This window comes from Pedobacter sp. UC225_61 (assembly GCF_044452285.1).
GTDB lineage: Bacteria > Bacteroidota > Bacteroidia > Sphingobacteriales > Sphingobacteriaceae > Pedobacter.
In genome coordinates, this window is record NZ_JBIOAL010000001.1 from 3,058,391 (window position 1) to 3,077,966 (window position 19,576).

The 19,576-nt window shown below is 33.1% G+C and carries 20 protein-coding genes; 5 read left to right on the forward strand and 15 right to left on the reverse strand.

Features of this window, described 5'->3' with window-relative positions; translation table 11 throughout:
• Positions 1-76: 76 nt before the first annotated feature.
• The 5 genes from ACHMWN_RS13920 to ACHMWN_RS13940 all read right to left on the reverse strand — a co-directional run bounded on the left by ACHMWN_RS13920 (position 77) and on the right by ACHMWN_RS13940 (position 3,778).
• Complete coding sequence (locus ACHMWN_RS13920; RefSeq protein WP_397302181.1) at positions 77-988, reverse strand: ribonuclease Z; 912 nt, start codon at positions 986-988, stop codon at positions 77-79.
• A 6-nt stretch (positions 989-994) separates the two neighbouring features.
• On the reverse strand, positions 995-1,381 hold the full coding sequence (locus tag ACHMWN_RS13925; protein ID WP_397302184.1) for an STAS domain-containing protein: 387 nt from the start codon (positions 1,379-1,381) through the stop codon (positions 995-997).
• A 105-nt stretch (positions 1,382-1,486) separates the two neighbouring features.
• Positions 1,487-2,440 carry a phosphoribosylaminoimidazolesuccinocarboxamide synthase gene (locus ACHMWN_RS13930; RefSeq protein WP_397302187.1) on the reverse strand — a complete coding sequence of 318 codons (954 nt, stop codon included), beginning with the start codon at positions 2,438-2,440 and terminating at the stop codon, positions 1,487-1,489.
• Positions 2,441-2,533: 93 nt separating this feature from the next.
• Positions 2,534-2,782, reverse strand: coding sequence for a hypothetical protein (locus ACHMWN_RS13935; RefSeq protein WP_397302189.1), 249 nt, complete (start codon positions 2,780-2,782; stop codon positions 2,534-2,536).
• A gap of 36 nt (positions 2,783-2,818) precedes the next feature.
• Positions 2,819-3,778, reverse strand: a complete 960-nt coding sequence (locus tag ACHMWN_RS13940) for a PhoH family protein (RefSeq protein WP_397302191.1) — start codon at positions 3,776-3,778, stop codon at positions 2,819-2,821.
• A gap of 102 nt (positions 3,779-3,880) precedes the next feature.
• On the opposite strand from ACHMWN_RS13940, the gene ACHMWN_RS13945 reads away from it, so the two are divergent.
• The 3 genes from ACHMWN_RS13945 (at position 3,881) to ACHMWN_RS13955 (ending at position 5,596) form a co-directional block, all read left to right on the forward strand.
• Positions 3,881-4,660, forward strand: coding sequence for an S-adenosyl-l-methionine hydroxide adenosyltransferase family protein (locus tag ACHMWN_RS13945; protein WP_173269168.1), 780 nt, complete (start codon positions 3,881-3,883; stop codon positions 4,658-4,660).
• Between the two features lie 190 nt (positions 4,661-4,850).
• Positions 4,851-5,051 (forward strand): putative quinol monooxygenase, encoded by a 201-nt coding sequence (locus ACHMWN_RS13950; RefSeq protein WP_397303601.1) that lies wholly within the window; start codon positions 4,851-4,853, stop codon positions 5,049-5,051.
• Positions 5,052-5,062: 11 nt separating this feature from the next.
• Positions 5,063-5,596: a hypothetical protein gene (locus ACHMWN_RS13955; protein WP_397302194.1), complete on the forward strand. Its 534-nt coding sequence runs from the start codon at positions 5,063-5,065 to the stop codon at positions 5,594-5,596.
• Positions 5,597-5,730: 134 nt separating this feature from the next.
• On the opposite strand, the gene ACHMWN_RS13960 is transcribed toward ACHMWN_RS13955, so the two are convergent.
• From ACHMWN_RS13960 to rpsO, 7 genes are all read right to left on the reverse strand, one after another.
• On the reverse strand, positions 5,731-6,969 hold the full coding sequence (locus ACHMWN_RS13960; protein ID WP_397302197.1) for a DUF1015 domain-containing protein: 1,239 nt from the start codon (positions 6,967-6,969) through the stop codon (positions 5,731-5,733).
• Positions 6,970-7,098: 129 nt separating this feature from the next.
• A complete protein-coding gene (locus ACHMWN_RS13965; RefSeq protein ID WP_397302199.1) occupies positions 7,099-8,049 on the reverse strand; it encodes a D-2-hydroxyacid dehydrogenase in 951 nt (316 codons plus the stop codon).
• Positions 8,042-9,121: a 3-phosphoserine/phosphohydroxythreonine transaminase gene (gene serC, locus ACHMWN_RS13970; RefSeq protein ID WP_397302200.1), complete on the reverse strand. Its 1,080-nt coding sequence runs from the start codon at positions 9,119-9,121 to the stop codon at positions 8,042-8,044. The genes ACHMWN_RS13965 and serC overlap by 8 nt, the downstream gene beginning before the upstream one ends.
• Before the next feature lie 124 nt (positions 9,122-9,245).
• Entirely contained in the window at positions 9,246-11,687 is a 2,442-nt protein-coding gene (locus ACHMWN_RS13975; protein ID WP_397302203.1) for a carboxypeptidase-like regulatory domain-containing protein, read from the reverse strand.
• Positions 11,688-11,696: 9 nt separating this feature from the next.
• The gene (rpe, locus tag ACHMWN_RS13980; RefSeq protein WP_397302206.1) at positions 11,697-12,368 is read right to left on the reverse strand and encodes a ribulose-phosphate 3-epimerase; all 672 of its coding nucleotides are present in this window, start codon (positions 12,366-12,368) and stop codon (positions 11,697-11,699) included.
• A gap of 237 nt (positions 12,369-12,605) precedes the next feature.
• Positions 12,606-14,741: a polyribonucleotide nucleotidyltransferase gene (gene pnp, locus ACHMWN_RS13985; protein ID WP_397302209.1), complete on the reverse strand. Its 2,136-nt coding sequence runs from the start codon at positions 14,739-14,741 to the stop codon at positions 12,606-12,608.
• 120 nt (positions 14,742-14,861) lie between these two features.
• Complete coding sequence (gene rpsO / locus ACHMWN_RS13990; RefSeq protein ID WP_397302213.1) at positions 14,862-15,140, reverse strand: 30S ribosomal protein S15; 279 nt, start codon at positions 15,138-15,140, stop codon at positions 14,862-14,864.
• Positions 15,141-15,662: 522 nt separating this feature from the next.
• Here rpsO and ACHMWN_RS13995 point away from each other — a divergent pair.
• Positions 15,663-16,082, forward strand: coding sequence for an acyl-CoA thioesterase (locus tag ACHMWN_RS13995; protein WP_397302216.1), 420 nt, complete (start codon positions 15,663-15,665; stop codon positions 16,080-16,082).
• Positions 16,083-16,284: 202 nt separating this feature from the next.
• The gene (locus ACHMWN_RS14000) at positions 16,285-17,709 is read left to right on the forward strand and encodes an MATE family efflux transporter (protein WP_397302219.1); all 1,425 of its coding nucleotides are present in this window, start codon (positions 16,285-16,287) and stop codon (positions 17,707-17,709) included.
• A 101-nt stretch (positions 17,710-17,810) separates the two neighbouring features.
• Here the strand turns inward: ACHMWN_RS14000 and ACHMWN_RS14005 are convergent, their stop codons facing one another.
• From ACHMWN_RS14005 to ACHMWN_RS14015, 3 genes are all read right to left on the reverse strand, one after another.
• Positions 17,811-18,401, reverse strand: coding sequence for a hypothetical protein (locus ACHMWN_RS14005; protein ID WP_397302222.1), 591 nt, complete (start codon positions 18,399-18,401; stop codon positions 17,811-17,813).
• Positions 18,402-18,535: 134 nt separating this feature from the next.
• Positions 18,536-19,357, reverse strand: coding sequence for a D-alanine--D-alanine ligase (locus tag ACHMWN_RS14010; RefSeq protein ID WP_397302224.1), 822 nt, complete (start codon positions 19,355-19,357; stop codon positions 18,536-18,538).
• Positions 19,338-19,520, reverse strand: a complete 183-nt coding sequence (locus ACHMWN_RS14015) for a hypothetical protein (RefSeq protein ID WP_397302227.1) — start codon at positions 19,518-19,520, stop codon at positions 19,338-19,340. The genes ACHMWN_RS14010 and ACHMWN_RS14015 overlap by 20 nt, the downstream gene beginning before the upstream one ends.
• Positions 19,521-19,576 lie beyond the last annotated feature (56 nt).

Here is a 19,576-nt window from a genome sequence, read left to right on the forward strand (position 1 = left end):
AATTATATATTAACCGCAGATGTGAAGATTTTATCAGTACATCTGCGGTTTTTTTATGCAATTCTAAATAGTAAAATTATATCTGGTAAGTAATACCTTCGATAGCCAATTCTGTATTTTCAAAAACAGTTTTTGCTTCTTCTAAAAGCTCATGAAGTGTTTTATAACGAGAAGAAAAGTGACCTATTAATAGTTTTTTAGCGTTCACAATTTTAGCTACTTGTGCTGCTTGTAAAGCAGTTGTATGATGTGTTTCGTTCGCTCTTTCTAACATTTCATGTAAAAAAGTGGCTTCGTGATATAAGGTATCGCAGTCTTTTATGCTATCAAAATAACGTTCATCCATTAATGTATCCGAACAATACGCATAAGATTTTGGTTGAGCCGAATCTGTAGTGTACTCTATATTTTTTAAAATAGTTCCATTAGGTAAATCTAAATCCACTCCTCTTTTTAATAAAGGATACAACTCTAATGGAATATTATCTTTTTCTAATTTCTCAACTATCAGTTTACGTAAACGTTTTTTCTCTGTAAATTTAAATCCAGTACAAGGAATACGATGATTTAATACGATTGTTTCTATAGTTACATCATTATTTTGAAAAATGACAGCAGGTTGTGTTGGATCAATAACGTAATAGATTAATTCATATCTTAATGTAGTATCAGAGTGTTTAAACTGAAGTTCTAAGATCTCTTGTATTGCTTTTGGAGCAAAGATATGCATGGGTTTAATTCGTCCATTTAAATGCATGCTAGAAAGCAAACCAATTAAACCAAAATAATGGTCGCCATGCAAATGACTAATAAAAACGTAATCTATTTTTGATGCTTTTAATCCAAATTTTATCAATTGTTGTTGAGTACCCTCACCACAATCAATTAGATAAAATTTTTCATTGCAGTTTAATAATTGGGCAGTAGGATTTCTGTTGTATACCGGGGTTGCAGAACTGCTACCCAAAATGGTTACTTCAAATTTCATTAAAAATTATCCCTTATCTACACTGCCACGTAATTCTTTCTCTATTTCTTCCATAAAGATTAAATCGGTAGCTTCATCTAATTTATTTACAAAAGTAACCGACTGATGAAGATTAGATATCTTCACAATATTGGCAATTGCAGCATTTACTCCTGTCACTATAAAAACTCCACCTGCACTTTTACAAAGTCTATCCCCAACTAATAAACAGCTTAAATCTTGTGAATCATTACATTCTTTTACAGCTGATAAATCAAGCACAATATTACGATAGCCTTCAGTATTTAAGAGGATAAATTCAGATTTTAATGCTGGTGTATTATCATTGGTGAACTTTGGTTCATCCAATTTTAATACCACATATTTTTCGTGTTTATCTGTAGAGAATTTCATCTGTTTATATTTATTGTTTTACAATGGACTGATGTAGCTTTCCATGATTTTAATCATGAACGGTTCATGGTCTTGTCTATTTATTTAAAACGAAAGTAACGATTATTATCTTGATAATAAATCACTAATCGCATTTTTCACATTTTCCTCTATTCTATTTACAATGCTTGACGAAGGATTTTTAACGAATTTTTCACCCGTAATTTGTTCATATAATTCTATATAACGATCTGATATTGAATTCACAATCTCAAGTGTCATTTCAGGAATTACTTGTCCATCTTTTCCTTGAAAATTATTTTCGATTAACCACTTACGCACAAATTCTTTAGATAATTGTTTTTGTGCTTCTCCTGTTTTTTGTCGCTCTGCATAACCATCAGCATAAAAATAACGCGATGAATCTGGTGTATGGATTTCATCAATCAAGTAAATCGTATCTCCTACTTTACCAAACTCATATTTTGTATCCACTAAAATCAAACCACGCTCATCAGCCATTTCTGTTCCGCGTTTGTACAATGCTTGTGTATATTCTTCAAGCTGCGTATAATCAACTAACGAAACGATGCCTTTGGCTAAAATATCTTGTTTAGAAATATCTTCATCATGCCCTACAGCAGCTTTTGTTGTAGGCGTAATAATTGGTTGAGGCAACTTATCATTCTCTTTTAACCCCTCTGGTAAAGCAACACCGCAGACTTCTCTTTTACCTGCACTATATTCACGCCAAGCATGACCTGCTAAATAGCCTCTAATTACCATTTCTACTTTAAAAGGCTCACAAATTCTACCGATAGTAACCATTTCATCAGGAGTAGATAAAACCCAATTTGGAACAATGTCTTGTGTAGCAGCTAAAAATTTAGCAGCAATCTGATTTAAAACTTGTCCTTTAAAAGGAATTGCTTCGGGTAAAACAACGTCAAATGCAGAGATCCTATCAGTAACTACCATTGCCATTAATTGGTCGTCAATAGTATATACATCGCGTACTTTACCTTTATAAAAATTGGTTTGCTGTGGAAAATTAAAGTGGGTTTCTTTGATTGCTTTCATGAGGCTATAAAAATACGATTTTAAAATAAAAACCCTGTAGGTTTAAGGCTACAGGGTTAAAATTATTATAATTTATTTAAAATCTGTTCAAAATCAATGGATGAAACTACCGCTATTGGTTTGTTTTTTAGTAGAAATCTCAATAATATCTGATTGTTTATGTAATTGTAATCTTCCTTTAAATATTTTAGTTTCATCTTCAGTTAAAAACTTTTTCAAATTCTTTATCGTTTCTTTTCGACAAGCTAATTCAACCTCAGCCTCTGAAATAATTAACCTAGCTTTTTTACCTAGTTGTTCAAAAGATAAAATTAACTTATCGTTGAGGATTAATTGTAGCATTTTTAAATTCAATTTTGTTACAAACTGATTTAGTGTTTACTGAATATCTCCGTACGCTTTCAGAATCTGTTTAACCAATTTATGTCGCACTACATCATCTCCGTTTAGGTAAATAATATCAATGCCTTTTATTTCTTCTAAAATTCGAAGTGCATTGTGCAATCCAGATTGGGCTTTTCTAGGTAAATCTATCTGCGTTACATCGCCTGTTACAATAAATTTTGCAGTTGGTCCCATACGTGTTAAAAACATTTTCAACTGCAAATCTGTAGAGTTTTGCGCTTCATCTAAAATTACAAAACAATTGTCCAATGTTCTGCCACGCATAAATGCTAATGGCGCAATTTCAATTGTTCTATTTTCTAAATATAACTTCAGTTTTTCAGGCGGAATCATATCATCCAACGCATCATAAAGTGGACGTAAATAAGGATCTACTTTTTCTTTCAAGTCGCCAGGTAAAAATCCAAGGCTTTCCCCTGCTTCTACTGCTGGTCTTGTTAAAATAATACGCTTAATCTCTTTGTTCTTTAATGCTCTAACTGCCAAAGCTACAGCAGTATACGTCTTACCTGTTCCCGCAGGGCCAATCGCAAACAATACATCATTTTTACCGATACTATCAACCATTTTGCGTTGATTGGCAGTACGTGCCTTAATCATTAAACCATGATTACCAAAAACAATTACTTCACCCGTGTTGATTGGTGTAGCTGGGGCATCATCTGTTTTTTCAGTTGTTTTTTTTGAACCTAAAATAGATTCTACATCGTTATGAGAAAGCGTTCTGTACTTTTCGAGGTGAGCAACTAATTGTTCGAACTTTTGCTCAAAGGCCTTTAACTCAGCCTCATCGCCCAGCGCTTTAACGTCATTTCCTCTTGCTACTATTTTTAATTTTGGGAAAGCAGTTTTGATTAACTCATAATGCTCATTGTTGGCGCCCCAAAATTGTACTTGGTCTGTTGTTTCTAATGTTAGCTTTAGTTCGTTCAAAATATTGTATTTTTATTTAGAAGTGTATATTTTGATTTAAAAATTGAATATTTGTAGGCGATTTGCCTCTACACAAGAATAAGAATAAATATTGAATTTTTAATGGCTATAATAACATTAACGACAGATTTAGGTTCAAAGGATTTTTATCAAGCTGCTTTAAAAGGTAGCATCTTGAGTATTCTACCTACTGCCAATATTATAGACATTACCCACGAAGTTCCGTCTTTCAATATTTCTTATGCGGCTTTCGTACTTAAAAATGCTTATCCCTACTTCCCAAAAAATACAGTACACTTAATTGGTATTGATTCTGTATTTAGCGAAAACACAAAATACATCGCATTGCGTTATAAAGATCATTATTTTGTAGGGGCCGATAATGGGATTTTCTCACTCTTGTTAGATGAAGCACCAGATGAATTGGTAGAGTTAAATATTATGCAGGATCTAAAATATTTACATTTTCCGTTGGTAGATATTTTTGTAAAAGCAGCCATTCATTTAGCCAAAGGCGGAAAATTAAAAGATATTGGTTTACCTACAGGAGATATTGAACAAAGAATGCTTTTACACCCTGTAATAGAGAGAGATATAATTAGAGGAAGTGTAATTTATATAGATACTTTTTGCAATGTAATTACCAATATTACGAAAGACCTTTTCACTAAAATACAACGCAACAGAGACTTCACTTTATACTTTAGAAAGAGCGAAACTATTACTCAATTAAGTTGGCACTACAATGAAGTTCCAGAAGGAGAGAAACTTTGTTTATTTGGGATAAGCAACCATTTAGAAATAGCGATTAACAAGGGTAAAGCCAGTGGATTATTAGGATTGCATTTGAGTGATATTGTACGTGTAGAGTTCCATCCCTAGTATTTTTGTCATGCTGAGCTTGTCTAAGCACCACTATTGAATATCTAAAGCCACTTCAAACTTCAAGATCACTAGTTTTAAAAATAATAGCATTAAATTATGTTAGTTCGAGTTGTAAAAATGCACTTCACTCCTAGTTTTATTGAAGAGTTTAAAACCTTATTCGATCAATTAAAATCTCAAATCTCAAATTTCAAGTTTTGAAGGATGTAATGGTGTACAATTATTACAACATCAAACTCAACCAGAGCTGTTTTTCACCATTAGTAATTGGCAATCTGTCGAACATTTAGAAAGTTATCGCAATTCCGAATTATTTACAACCACTTGGGCAAAAGTTAAACCTAATTTTGCGAGCAAAGCTGAGGCATGGAGTTTGCTTGAACAATAAAAACCTAAGTCATGATAAAAAAAATAGCTTTCTTATTTCTAATGATAAACTCAATTGCAGCACATGTTTCCGCACAAGATACTTCAGCTTATGAAATTCAACGATCAAAAATTAATGCCTTGCTAGCAGAAAGAAGTGCAAAATTTGGACAGTATGATGAAAGTTTAAACACTAAAACAGGCATATTTGGATTTCAAACTAAAAGAGATATTCGAAATTCTAATGAAATTTTAAGGCAAATTGCTTTGAACGATAATGACATATTTAAGGAATTAAAAATATTGTTGGACTACAAAGATTTACAGGTTGAGCAAGTTAAAACAACTGTTAATACAAATTCTGAAAGTATACAAAATTATAGGAGAAGCATTAAAAATTTACAAGATCAAAACGAAACTTTAAGTGCTACAGCCAATCAATTAGAGAAATCTAGGAATTGGGCTTATCTATTTATTGCCTTATGTATAGTAGGTTGTAGTGTATTGGTTTACGCTATAAACTTAAAAAACAAACGGCTTAAAGTCTATGAGAAAACAACTGTTTAAAGCATTAGTAAAACTAAATAAGTTAATTCTACCAAGTTATTATCGAAAAGATCCGATGAAATTAACTGCTTTTCAGAAAGCAATTTTAGGTTTTAGGTATTGGGTTTTAACAAATTCTCTGAAATAAATTCAAATTATTTGTTAAAGCAGTGTGTTAATAAGCCAACCAAAAATTTAGGTTCAACCCAAGTGGATTTTGGAGGCATTGTTTTATTCGCATCAGCTACACTAATTAGCTGATTTATAGCGATTGGTGCCAAAATAAAAGCAGCTTCATTTATCCCATTATCCACTTGTCGTTCTAGTAATTTTATTGATGTTTTTTCACCTTCAAACGTAATTCTAGCATCTGTTCTAGGGTCTTTAACCTTTAAAATTGGTGCTAAAACTATATTTTGTAAAATACTTACATCTAAAACATGAACTGGATCTTCAGTATACGTGTGTGATTTTGCAATTAATGTATACCAACCCGATTTCACATACATAGCAAAATGATGCAAAGTTGTTGGTTTAACAAATTGATCCGTCTTTTTTACATTAAAATCAGCTGAAATCTTCTTCAAAAATTCCTCTTCCGTTAAACATGCTAAATCCCTTACCAAACGATGGTATGCCAACACTTTTACTTCTTGTGTATCCATGTAAACTGTAGTAAAATAGTTAAACGCAGCATTTTCGTCGTTTTTAAACAACATTCTTTTATGCAAACCCATTTTAGCCATTGATGCAGCTCTGTGGTGTCCGTCAGCAATATATACTTCTGGCATTTCTGCAAAAGCATTTATTACATTATTTAAATCATGTTGGTCATCAATTTTCCAAATGCGATGACGTGTGTCATCAACATAAGTGAAATCTAGGTCGGCTTTTAAAATTGTGTATTTTTCTAGTAGTCGCTGAATTATTTTATTAGGATGATACGTAATTAATACTGGATTAGCATCTAAACCTGTTTGTTGTAAATATTCTGCAAGTAATCTTTCTCTAGTCTCTACTGTTAATTCGTGCTTTTTTATGTTTCCCTCTAAATAATCATTGATATGGGTCAAAGTCCAAATTCCAGTTTGCACCAAACCATCGTGTATCACCTGATAAATATAAATGCAAGGGTTTTCTTCCGATACTAAAATCTCTTTTTCTATAAATGATTCTAAGTTTTCAGAAACAGTTTTATAAATCAATTCTTGTCTTGAGCCACGCAGATAAGGATTATCTAGTTCAGGATTAATCAAGTGTAAAAAGCTAGCGGGGTTTTCTGAAGCAATCAGTCGGGCTTGCCCAATACCATAGTTTTCAAGAGGTCGCGTAACTACCGTATTGAGTAAGGCAGGTGCAGGTTTTAAGGCACAAAACGGCTTTATTCTCGGCATAAGGATTTATAAATGGCTAGGCGAAGATAGTCGGGATTTCCCTCCTTTTCAAAATAAATTATAAGTTAATTCTAAACAAAAAACCTCCAGTTTTAGCTGAAGGTTCTAAAATCCTATATTAAAAATAGCTTATTTCTTAAAATGATCAATAATCAAATTAGCCAATTCTGTTCCAATACGTTCTTGAGCTTCATTAGTTGAAGCGCCAATATGCGGTGTTAATGATATTTTAGGATGTGTTAAAATCGCTTCAAGTGGTGTTGGTTCATTATCAAAAACATCTAAACCCGCAAAAGCTACTTTACCAGAATTTAAAGCCTCAATTAATGCAGATTCTTCAATAGTTCCCCCACGAGAACAATTTACAATACCTACACCTGGCTTCATTGCAGCAAATTCTTCAGTGCCTAAAATTGGTTTATCAGCGAATGGCGTGTGTAAAGAAATGAAATCACTTTGTGAAATTACTTCTGCTAAACTTACCGTTTGTACAGGAATATCAACTTTAACTCCACCTTGAAAATCTAAAGAAATAGAACCGCTAAATGGATAAAGATCATATGCCAATACATTCATTCCTAAACGCAATGCGATAGTAGCAGTTTCTCTTCCAATTCTACCAAATCCAATTACACCTAAAGTTTTACCTTTTAATTCGATGCCTTTAGCGTATGCTTTTTTTAAGTCGTTAAATTTAGTACTTCCCTCCAAAGGCATTTTGCGATTAGAATCATGCAAAAAGCGAATACCTGTAAATAAATGCGAGAAAACCAATTCAGCAACTGATAATGATGATGCTGCTGGTGTATTTACTACTGCAACACCCTTACTTCTTGCGTAATCAACATCAATATTATCCATACCGACTCCACCTCTACCAATTAATTTGATATTTGGACAGGCATCAATTAGTTCTTTTCTAACTTTTGTAGCGCTACGAACAGTAATTCCATCGTAATTTAATAACGCTTCAGCTAATTTATCTTGAGGAATTGTTTGAGTATCGACTTGAAAACCAGCTTCTTCTAGTAACTTTTTCCCAATTGGGTCTATGCCATCATTGGCGAGTATCTTAATCATAATTTAACTTATTTTGTTTTTCTTCAAAAGTTTGCATTAAATCTATTAAAGCATGAACGCTTGTAATTGGAAGTGCATTGTACATTGATGCTCTAAAACCACCAACACTTCTATGTCCTTTTAATCCTTCGAACCCATTATCGTCTGCAAATTTTGCAAATGATTTTTCTAATTCAGGATTTTCCATTACAAAACACACATTCATTCTCGAGCGATCTTCAACTGCGCAGGTTCCTTTGAATAATGGATTTCTATCAATTTCTTTATAAAGTGCTTCAGCTTTTGCTTTATTTTCTTGTTCAATTTCTGCAACACCACCTTTCGATTTTAACCAATTTAAGTTTAACATAGCTACGTAAATTGAAAATACAGGTGGGGTATTGTACATTGAACCACCTTCTATGTGCACTTTATAATCTAACATTGAAGGAATTCCTCTGCCCGTTTTTCCTAAAATTTCATCTTTAACAATTACAATGGTTAATCCTGCAGGGCCGATGTTTTTTTGAGCTCCAGCGTAAATTAAATCATATTTTGAAACATCAATTACACGACTCATAATATCTGATGACATATCGCATACTACAGGAACTTTTGTTACTGGTAAAGTGAACATTTCCGTTCCGTAAATGGTATTATTCGAGGTGCAGTGAAAATATGCACTATCTTCTGGAATTGTATAATCTTTAGGAATAAAGGTATAATTAGACTCTTTTGAAGAAGCTACGATGTTGGCGTTTCCAAAAAACTTAACTTCTTTAATCGCTTTGTTTGCCCAAACACCAGTTTCTAAATAAGCAGCAGTTTTTCCTTCTGGCAACAAATTCATTGGCACCATTGCAAATTGCAAACTTGCTCCTCCTTGTAAAAATAAAACGGAGTATCCTGATGGTACATTTAAAAGTTCCTTTACCAATTTTGTTGCCTCTTCCACTACACCTTCAAACTCTGGGGTGCGATGCGAAATTTCTAAAATTGATAAGCCGTCTTTAAAATCTAAAACTGCTCTAGAAGCTTGCTTAAATACTTCTTGAGGTAAAATACAGGGTCCTGCACCAAAATTATGTCTCATTTTTTATCGTTATAAATTGTTTTGAATGGCAATAAAGCTATCATGGTTTAGTCATTAATTTTTAGGTTAAATCATGATTGTTTATTTAAATTTTATGAGCGTAAATCTAGTAAATCAGTCGCAATTATTGATGGTTTTTAAACTTTAAAATCAATTTAAAATTGAATTGCCTACCGGTTAAGTAATTTGGAACAGCATATTGCACATTGTCTACATCTTTTAACCACAAATAAGATACTGTGTTATTGATATTGAGCAAATTAAACACCTCAAAATAAGCAATAAACGAACTAAAATATTTATCTAATAGTTTAGGTTTTCGAACAGCAACATCATCTAAAAAATCTTTTGAAAACCCAATATCAACTCGCTTATAAGCAGGTATTTGGAAATCATCTGTGTAATGATCGCTTTGTGGAGAGCCAATTGGTAATCGAGACCCATACAACATATTTAAATGTACCTTATAAGTTGGACTTTTTAACAGTCTATCTTGAAAGAAAACAGAAAAATTTATGCGTTGATCAGTAGGCCTTTTTAAATAGCCAGGATATATTACAGTTGATGAACCGAATTTATCTTTCTTTATATATGAGTCGCCAATAACATCTTGATCCGCTTTCATAAAAGATAGTCTGAAATAAGAAACTAAATCCTTTACAAACTCACCACCTACGCTAAAATCAACTCCGTATGTATGCCCTTTAGCTATTTCTGATGAAAGATATTTAATCCTTACATTATCAATTATGTATGGGATTAATCTATCTGAATACTTAAAATAAGCTTCAGAACTAAACTTTAATCGTGTTCCTAAGCCATCAAAAGCATAATCAAAACCTGCAGAAGTATTATAAGAACGTTGCGCTTTCTGATTTAAATTTAAAATTCCATCATAAGCTCTCATACTACGGTAAGTTGGTGCTTGCTGGTAAATTCCTGCAGTAAAACGAATAATTTTATTATTACTAGTTGGGCGATAGGCTAATAATAAGCGTGGACTTATCAACAATTGATTAGACAAATTATTATAGCTTCCTCTAACTCCTAATTGCAAATCTGTATTGTCCGTTAAACTATAACTATCTTGTATAAAAGCAGTTAAATTATTAATATCAACCTTATTGGCTATTCTAATTGATTGTTCTAAGAAAAAATTCTTTGCATCATATGGTAAGATATAACCAGCCGAATCGGTAAGATGATATTCATTTAATTCATCTTTAAATTTATTTAATTCTAATCGTGCACCCCACGAAAAAACATGGTTATAAAAATTTTGATCTGTTTTTATTTCGGAACTGAATGTTTGTGAATTTAAGCTATTACGAGCATAATTTAAGTAGGTTCCAATACCTCTATTTATACGAACAGAGGTAAAACCAGTTGCGCCAAACCCAGTTTCCAACTCATCAAAAACATATCTTCCTTCAATATCAAACCGCTCTCTTTCCTTAGTAGTAAAGTAGCTATTAATCCATTTAATTACCAAATTTGGCCGTGGACTAAAAATTCCAGTTATAGCTCCACCTACTGTTCGATAGCTATCTATTTCTTGTCCATTGTAAGCAATATTTAACCTTAACTGGGTATCAAGCGTACCAAATTGTGTTTCTCTATCTTCAGGTATTAATTTAAATTGCCCAATATTATAATTACCAAGTGCACTTAAACTAAATTTATCTGAAAAATTGTATTGATAAAGCAGTTGTACATCTCCAAAGTTTGGACTATAATTTCCTTTACTATCTTGCTTATTTAACACGCTACTGTTGTTTTTATAGCGTAAACCCATTAATAAAAAACTTTTATCTGTTACATATTTAGAACTTAAGGATGTTCCTAAAAATCCTGTTGTTATAACCTGTTGATTACTATCTGGCCTATCGTATTTCACATCTAAAACAGAAGATAATTTATCACCATAACGGGCTTCGAAACCACCAGCTGAAAACTTCGCTCTTGTCACTAAATCGCCATTAATAAAGCTTAATCCTTCCTGTTGTCCATTTCTAATCAATATCGGTCTACTAATTTCCACATCATTTATGTAAATTAAGTTTTCATCAAAATTACCTCCTCTAACACTGTATTGTGAACTCAATTCGTTATTAGTAGATACTCCAGGTAAAGTTTTTAAAACAAATTCAAAATTTCCAGAAACTGAAGGTAATGAAGCAAGATCAGCAATATTTATAGTATTTGTGTTGCTTAACTGATTTTGTTTATTGGTGACAGTTACTTGTTCAAGTTCATTTATATTGGTAAGTAAGGTGATATTTCTAACAATTCTACCCGCAGCTTTTTCATTTATTTTAACCAATACTGGCTTATAACCAAGCAAATTGTACTTAACAGTAAAAGAAGTTGTTTTAGAATAAATGGTATAACTTCCATCTGGAGCCGTTAATGTGGATTCTTGCTGACCGAGAATTGCAACGGTTACTTGTTGTAAAGGATCAGATTTTAAATCTTGCACTACACCTGTAACTCTTACCAAAGGTTGAGCATTTACCAACGTAAATCCTAATAGTAAAGCTAGAATTAACAGATAAACTTTGCGCATTCAAGGGAATTAGATTTGATTTGAAGTGATATCGATGTTTTTCATAGTGGCAATCATATCAGTTGGATTTGATGCAGCGTAAATTGCATTACCAGCTACAAAAGCATTTGCACCAGCTTTAATTAAACTTCCGATATTTGAACTACTAACTCCACCATCAACTTCAATTAATAAATTAGAATTGATCTCATTAGCCATTTTTCTTAATTCTACAATCTTATTTAAAGATTGGGGGATAAATTGTTGTCCACCGAAACCTGGGTTTACCGACATGATCAAAACCATATCTAAATCAACCAAGATATCTTTTAATAAACTAACAGGAGTATGTGGGTTAAGTGCCACACATGCTTTACATCCTACAGCCTTAATCATCTGTACTACTCTATGTAAATGTGTACAAGCTTCATAATGAACTGTAATGATATCAGCACCTTCACTTGCAAATTCTTGGATATATTTTTCAGGATTTACAATCATTAAATGCACATCTAAAGGTTTTTTAGCGTACTTTTTAACTGCTTTTAAAACTGGAAAACCAAAAGAAATATTGTGCACAAACACTCCATCCATCACATCAACGTGGAACCAATCAGCTTCGCTCATATTAATCATTTCAGTATCGCGTTGCAGATTAGCAAAATCAGCAGAAAGTATGGAAGGAGCTATGATGTGTTTCATTTGTTATTTAGTATTTGTAGTTTTCGTCATTGCGAGGCACGAAGCAATCTTAAAGCTATACCTCATGAGATTGCTTCGTGCCTCGCAATGACGATTGAGATAGGCAAGTTACAAAAGAAGTATGAAATTTTTTAGTGACTAACAGCGAAAGTTTAAGCAATAAAAAACCCTTCCAGTAAAACTGAAAGGGTTTATCATTATTCGACTTTCCGATATACGGACTTCTGGACTTTTTAATTATGCTTGTGGAGCTGCAGGTTTTTCAGGTCTCGGCAACAAAACTTTACGAGAAAGTTTCATTTTACCTTGTTTATCTACATCTAACAATTTAACCTCTATTTTATCGCCTTCTTTTAAAACGCCATCCATAGTTTCTAAACGCTCCCATGAAATTTCAGAGATGTGTAATAAACCATCTTTACCTGGCATGATTTCTACGAATGCACCAAAAGGCATGATAGATTTTACTTTACCTTGGTAAGTAGCACCAATTTCTGGTTTAGCAGCAATTGCATTGATACGTGCAACAGCAGCATCAATTGCAGCTTTGTTATCAGCAAAAATTTCAACGATACCTTTGTTACCAACCTCTTCAATAGAGATAGATGCGCCAGTTTCACGTTGCATTTCTTGAATAATTTTACCGCCTGGTCCTATTACCGCACCAATAAATTCTTTATCGATACTTAAAGAAACGATACGTGGAGCGTGTGGTTTTAAATCTTCATTAGGTTTAGCGATGGTTTTCTTCATCTCACCTAAAATATGTAAACGACCTTCTTTAGCTTGTAATAAAGCTTTAGTTAATACATCATAAGATAAACCGTTTATTTTTAAGTCCATTTGACAAGCAACAATACCATTTTCAGTACCAGTTACTTTAAAGTCCATATCTCCTAAGTGATCTTCATCACCTAAAATATCTGAAAGGATTGCATATTTACCTGTTTTCTCATCAGTAATTAAACCCATTGCAATACCAGAAACTGGAGATTTGATTTTAATACCAGCATCCATTAATGCTAAAGTACCAGCACAAACAGTTGCCATTGATGATGAACCATTAGATTCTAAAATATCAGAAACAATACGAATAGTATATGGGTTTTCTGCTCCTTCTGGTAATACTTTTTTCAACGAGCGTTGAGCTAAAGCACCGTGACCAATTTCTCTACGTCCAGCACCTCTATTAGGTCTAACCTCTCCAGTTGAGAAACCAGGGAAATTATAGTGTAATAAGAATTTGTTATAACCATTAAAGAAAGCACCATCAATCATTTGCTCATCATCTTTACTACCTAAAGTAACTGATGTTAAAGATTGGGTTTCGCCACGTGTAAACACTGCTGAACCGTGAGCTGCAGGTAGATAACCAACTTCACTCCAAATTGGGCGAATTTCAGTTGTTTTACGACCATCTAAACGAATTCCTTCATCTAATAATAGATTTCTAATTGCATCGTACTGCACATCATGATAATAATGTTTAGCCATTGCTTTAGTTAAATCTGCAGTATCTTCTGGCATTGCCTCAAAAAACTCATTAATGATTGCAGTGAAACCAACTTTACGTTCATCTTTGTTAGAACCAGATTTCGCTACTGCGTAAACTTTATCGTAAGTATCAGCATAAACCTTAGCTTTTAAATCAGCATCATGGTCTTCGTGGTTATATTCACGTTTTACAGTTTTACCAGTAGCTTCAGTCAATTCAACCTGAACAGCACATTGAACTTTAATTGCAGCGTGTGCAAATTTTAAAGCTTCAACCATTTCATCTTCTTGAATTTCATCACACTCACCTTCAACCATACCTATGTCGTTAGCTGAACCAGCAACCATAAATTCTAAAGTTGCACGCTCTAATTCGCTAGCTAATGGATTGATTACCAATTTACCATCGATTTTAGCCACACGTACTTCAGAAATTGGACCGTTAAAAGGAATATCAGAAACTGATAAAGCCGCAGATGCTGCTAAACCAGCTAAACAATCTGGCATAATATCTTTATCTGCCGAGATTAATGAAATCATTACTTGTGTATCAGAGTGATAATCTGATGGGAACATAGGGCGTAAAGCTCTATCAACCAAACGAGAAATTAACACTTCATAGTCAGATAATCTTGCCTCACGACGTAAAAATCCTCCTGGAATACGGCCAGTAGCCGCATATTTTTCTTGATAATCTACCGATAATGGTAAAAAATCTGTACCTGGTTTGGCACCTACGGTAGATACAACTGTTGCTAACAACATGGTATCTCCCATTTTAACTACAACAGAACCATCAGCTTGTTTAGCTAATTTACCTGTCTCAATTTCTACAATTCTTCCATCGCCTAAATCAAACGATTTTTTTATTACATTCATTTACAAATTGTTGTGGTCTATTTTTCCTCTTTTTAATAGACCTTGTTTATATATTTATTTTTGAGTATTAAACTAAAAAAAGCCACTCTAAAAGAATGGCTTTTAATTGATAAAAGCTTTTTATTTAATGATATCTCTTAGCTGCAAAGCTTTGATGATAGCACGATAACGAGCAATATCTTTTTTAAATAGATACGCCAATATACCGCGACGTTTACCTACCAATTTTTGAAGTGACAACTGAGTTGAGAAATCTTTACGATTTTTCTTTAAGTGTTCTGTTAAGTGCGCAATACGGTATGTAAATAACGCTACTTGACCTTCTGCAGAACCAGTGTTGGTTGCTACTTCGCCGTGTTTTTTAAAAATATCGGCTTTTACTTCTTTACTTAAATACATTCTTGAATGATACTAAAGTTTATAATTAATTAATTGTGCCGCAAAGATATGGTAAGTTTAGTACAAAAACAAGAATATGAAATGTGTATTTGAATATTTAACATTAAGTAATTTAGGGATTTAAGCTTTCTGTTACAAGAAAATGGAAAGGATTGTTTTATGACCTTTCCAAATCAATTATCAAAACCTTGTTAAGCTACAAGTTAGACAAAAAGAGAATTAGTTTTTATCTAAAGGTTCTCTTCGTATTAAGGTTATAGTGAGACTATAATAAATCCACATCTAGTCCGCATTATCTTGGAAAAAATGCGGACTAGATGCGGACTTGCTACGAAGAAGACTCGAGCATCATCTTAATTTATTTCATTGGTATATACTAGATTTTGTTTAAAAAGAGGAACTTGGTAAAAGCATGTATTACATAGTAATTTACTACATTTTCACTAGAAAAAGTAGTACTTTAAATCTTTTGGTAGCAAACCCAGGCCTAATAAATCACAAAAATGCTTTACTTTTACAACTATGATCCAAAATCAATTTAGCATCTTCGAAAGTGAGTTAAATGTTCGTCCTGATGATATAGACATGTTTAACCACGTACATAACAGCAAATATTTAGATTATGTATTGGCTGCCCGTTATGAGCAAATGGATAAATTTTATGGCATGAGCTGGGAAAAATTCTCTGAACAAGGTTTTGGATGGGTTGTAGCAAAAGTAATCATCAACTTTAAACGTCCTTTAAAAATGGGCGACAAAATGATAGTGCGAACTGGCATATTAGAAATGAACGAAAAAGGTAGTAATGTTCAGTTCGAAATCATTAATAAAACCACTGGCAAAGTTTCTTCAGATGGTATTTTTGAATATGTGATGATAGATTTACAAACTCAACGTTCTTGCAAAGTAACCGAAGAAATGATTAAGGCGTATAGTATTTAGCTAATTACATCTTAATCAGTAGATAAGAATAAAATACTATTTGCTGTTTCATTTATTTTTATATTTTTGCTTCATCAAAATCTATTGAACCATGATAGTGTCGAGGGAAAAATTTGGCTGTTAACAGCTAAATCCACATTCTTTTATCAAATAATTGATGCTTAAAACAAGCATCTTATGGTTTATATCTTATATTTTTCAAATGTTACAATCTTCTAAGACCAAAGGCGGTCTTTCTAATTTTTTTACTGTTTTATGGCAAGCAATTATTGGCAAAGAAACAGATTATACAACAATCAGTATTCGCAAAGCAATTTTTCTTCTAGCAATTCCTATGATGTTAGAGATGATGATGGAATCTGTGTTCGCGTTAGTAGATCTCTACTTCGTTGGCCATTTACCAAATAGCAGTAACGCAATACAAACAGTTGGTTTAACAGAATCTGTTTTAACCATCATTTATTCACTAGCTATTGGCATGAGCATGGCTGCTACTGCAGTAGTTGCACGTAGAATTGGTGAGAAAAATCCTGAAGCGGCAGCAAAAGCAGGAATGCAAACTATCGTGATTTCTATATTTATAAATATAATTATCAGCGTTGCTGGATTAATTTATGCAAAGGAACTTTTATTGCTTATGGGTGCTACAGAAACCACTGCTCTTCAAGGTACTACCTTTGTTCAAATAATGATGGGTAGCAGTATGATTATCATGCTATTATTCTTAATTAATGGAATATTTAGAGGAGCTGGTAATGCATCCATCGCCATGCAGAGTTTAATCATTGCCAACGTGGCTAACTGCATTTTATGTCCTTTGTTTATTCGAGGTTTTGGACCAATTCCGGCATTTGGATTAACAGGTGCTGCAATGGCAACTGCATTAGGTAGAGGCATCGGAGTTGGTTATCAAATCTTTCATTTAGTAAGAGGAAATAGCGCATTAAAAATTAAGTTATCTTATTTTAAACCGCATTGGGAACAAATTAAAGCAATTGTTAAAATAGCTGCTCCAGCAATTTTGCAATTTGTAATCGCTTCTTGCAGTTGGATATTCTTAGCAGAATTGGTTGCGACAACTGGAGGAGATCATGGATCTGCTGGATATCAAACTGCTTTACGCTTAATGATGTTTTTCATGCTTCCTGCTTGGGGCTTAAGTAATGCTGCTGCAACTTTAGTCGGACAAAATATGGGTGCTGGGCATATGGATAGAGCACAACAATCTGTATTCGTAACGATGAAGTATTCTGTCATATTTATGGCATGTGTTACCGTGTTATTCCTAACCTGCGGTAAATATTTCGCAGCATTTTTTACTACAGACGATCAAGTTAAGGTTGTAGCAGTAGAAGCGCTAAGAATTTTAAGTTATGGGTTTATACTATACGGTATTGGGATGGTATTAGTAAGTGCCTTTAATGGTGCTGGCGATACTTGGACCCCAACAAAAATTAATGTTATTGCCTTTTGGTTGTTCCAAATTCCTTTTGCTTTCTTTCTGGCTAAGTATTTAAATATGGGACCAATAGGTGTATTTATCGCTATTCCAGTAGCAGAAGTTGGAATTACCATAGCAGCATATATTTTGTTTAAACGCGGTAAGTGGAAGAAAACTTTGGTTTAAGTTTTAAGTTAAATTAATTGGCTAATTAGCCAATTAATTTAACTTCTTCCTACATGCAAACTTGTGATATTCGTTTGATATCCGATGATAGCCTGATGTTTTTATTGCAATCTAATAGCATTTGTTTCGGCTACAAACGTTGAACCATCTTCTTGACGGATCTTTATTTTAAAGTTCAAGTATTCATTTGAAACAATGGGTTCTTTAAATTCTATATACCACTGAAATGCTAAAAGATATCCACCCACGTTTAAAATTCTAATCCATTCGTCGATTGTTTGTCGCTGATTTTTTGAATCCTCATTGAAACCAATTTTATAGATATTCATCTTATCAAAACTGATCGGTTGTCCTGCCTCAACTCCTAGGATTTTCTGATTACAGGAAATCGAAAATTCAGTAATATCTGCCTTCAGCCCAACATGATTATCCTCACAACTAGTTGCGTATGCTGAGCTAATTGTTGAAAATTTGGCGTTATTTTTCACAAAGGAATTCGCTTTTAGGTCGACAAGAATCCGATGCGCTCCACGAGCTATTATGGAATGATCTGGTGAGGGTTTATCTAAAGCACAGTTTCCTATGTTCAATTCATTTATGCTATAATAAATGGTCATTGCATCATGACAACAGGATAACATAAGATTGACTAAGCCCCACAATACAGAAATGATTATTATTTTCTTTTTCATTATGTCGTGTATATTGATTCAGCTGCAAGCTTTTTCTAAATACCTGCTTAAAGTTGCCCTAAATAACTAAAATTAATTAGCTAATATATTACACAATATATTAAAAAACAACACATTAACAACCAAGTATTTGATTAAATCGCTTCCTCAATTACCTGTGTATAAAACTCTTTTAATTCCATGCCCATAGCGGCAACTTGTTGTGGAATAAAGCTGGTAGCTGTTTGACCAGGAATGGTATTAATTTCTATAAAGTAAAAATTGCTAGTTTCGTTTTGTAAAAAATAGTCTATCCGTACTACACCATTGCAATTTAATTTTTGGTAAACAGCTGTTACTATTTCTTCAACTCTGTTCTTTTCTTCATCAGTCATGCGACCTGGCGTAATTTCTTCAGTTGCTCCAGGTGTATATTTTGCTTCAAAATCAAAAAACTCATTTGCAGGAATGACTTCAGTAGCTGGTAAAACAATAATTTCACCTTTGGTTTTAAAAACGCCAACTGAAAATTCTCTGCCTTCTACAAATTCTTCAATTAAAATCTGATCATCTTCATTAAACGCTTTATCTAAGGCAGCTTGCAAATCATCAGCATGTTTAACTTTGCTCATTCCAATACTGCTACCACCACTATTTGGCTTGACAAAATATGGTAGTTTTAAATTGTTTTTAATGTCATCAATATTGAAATCGATGTTTTTAAATATTTGGATTGATTTAGCAACATGTAAATCTTTAATTCCATTAACTATTGCTTTTGTATAGCCTTTATTCATGGTAATTGCCGATGTTAAGGCGTTGCAAGTAGTATAAGGAATACCAATCATATCAAAATAACCCTGTAATTTCCCATCTTCACCAGGCGAACCATGAATAGCAATAAAAACACCATCAAACTTTATTTTTCTCCCGTTTAGGGTTAAAGAAAAATCATTTTTATCGATATCTATTTTCACTGAATTCAGCTGGCTCATAAAACCATCCTGACTCTGTTAGCATTATTTTATATACGTCGTATTTAGTCGAATCTATATTTTGGGCAATTGTTGCTGCGCTTTTTACAGACACCACCCATTCGCCTGTTGTACCACCTGTTAATAATGCAATTGTTTTCTTCATTGGATAATCTTCTATTTATATCCAAAAATATAAATTAGTTGATGCAGATTTGATTT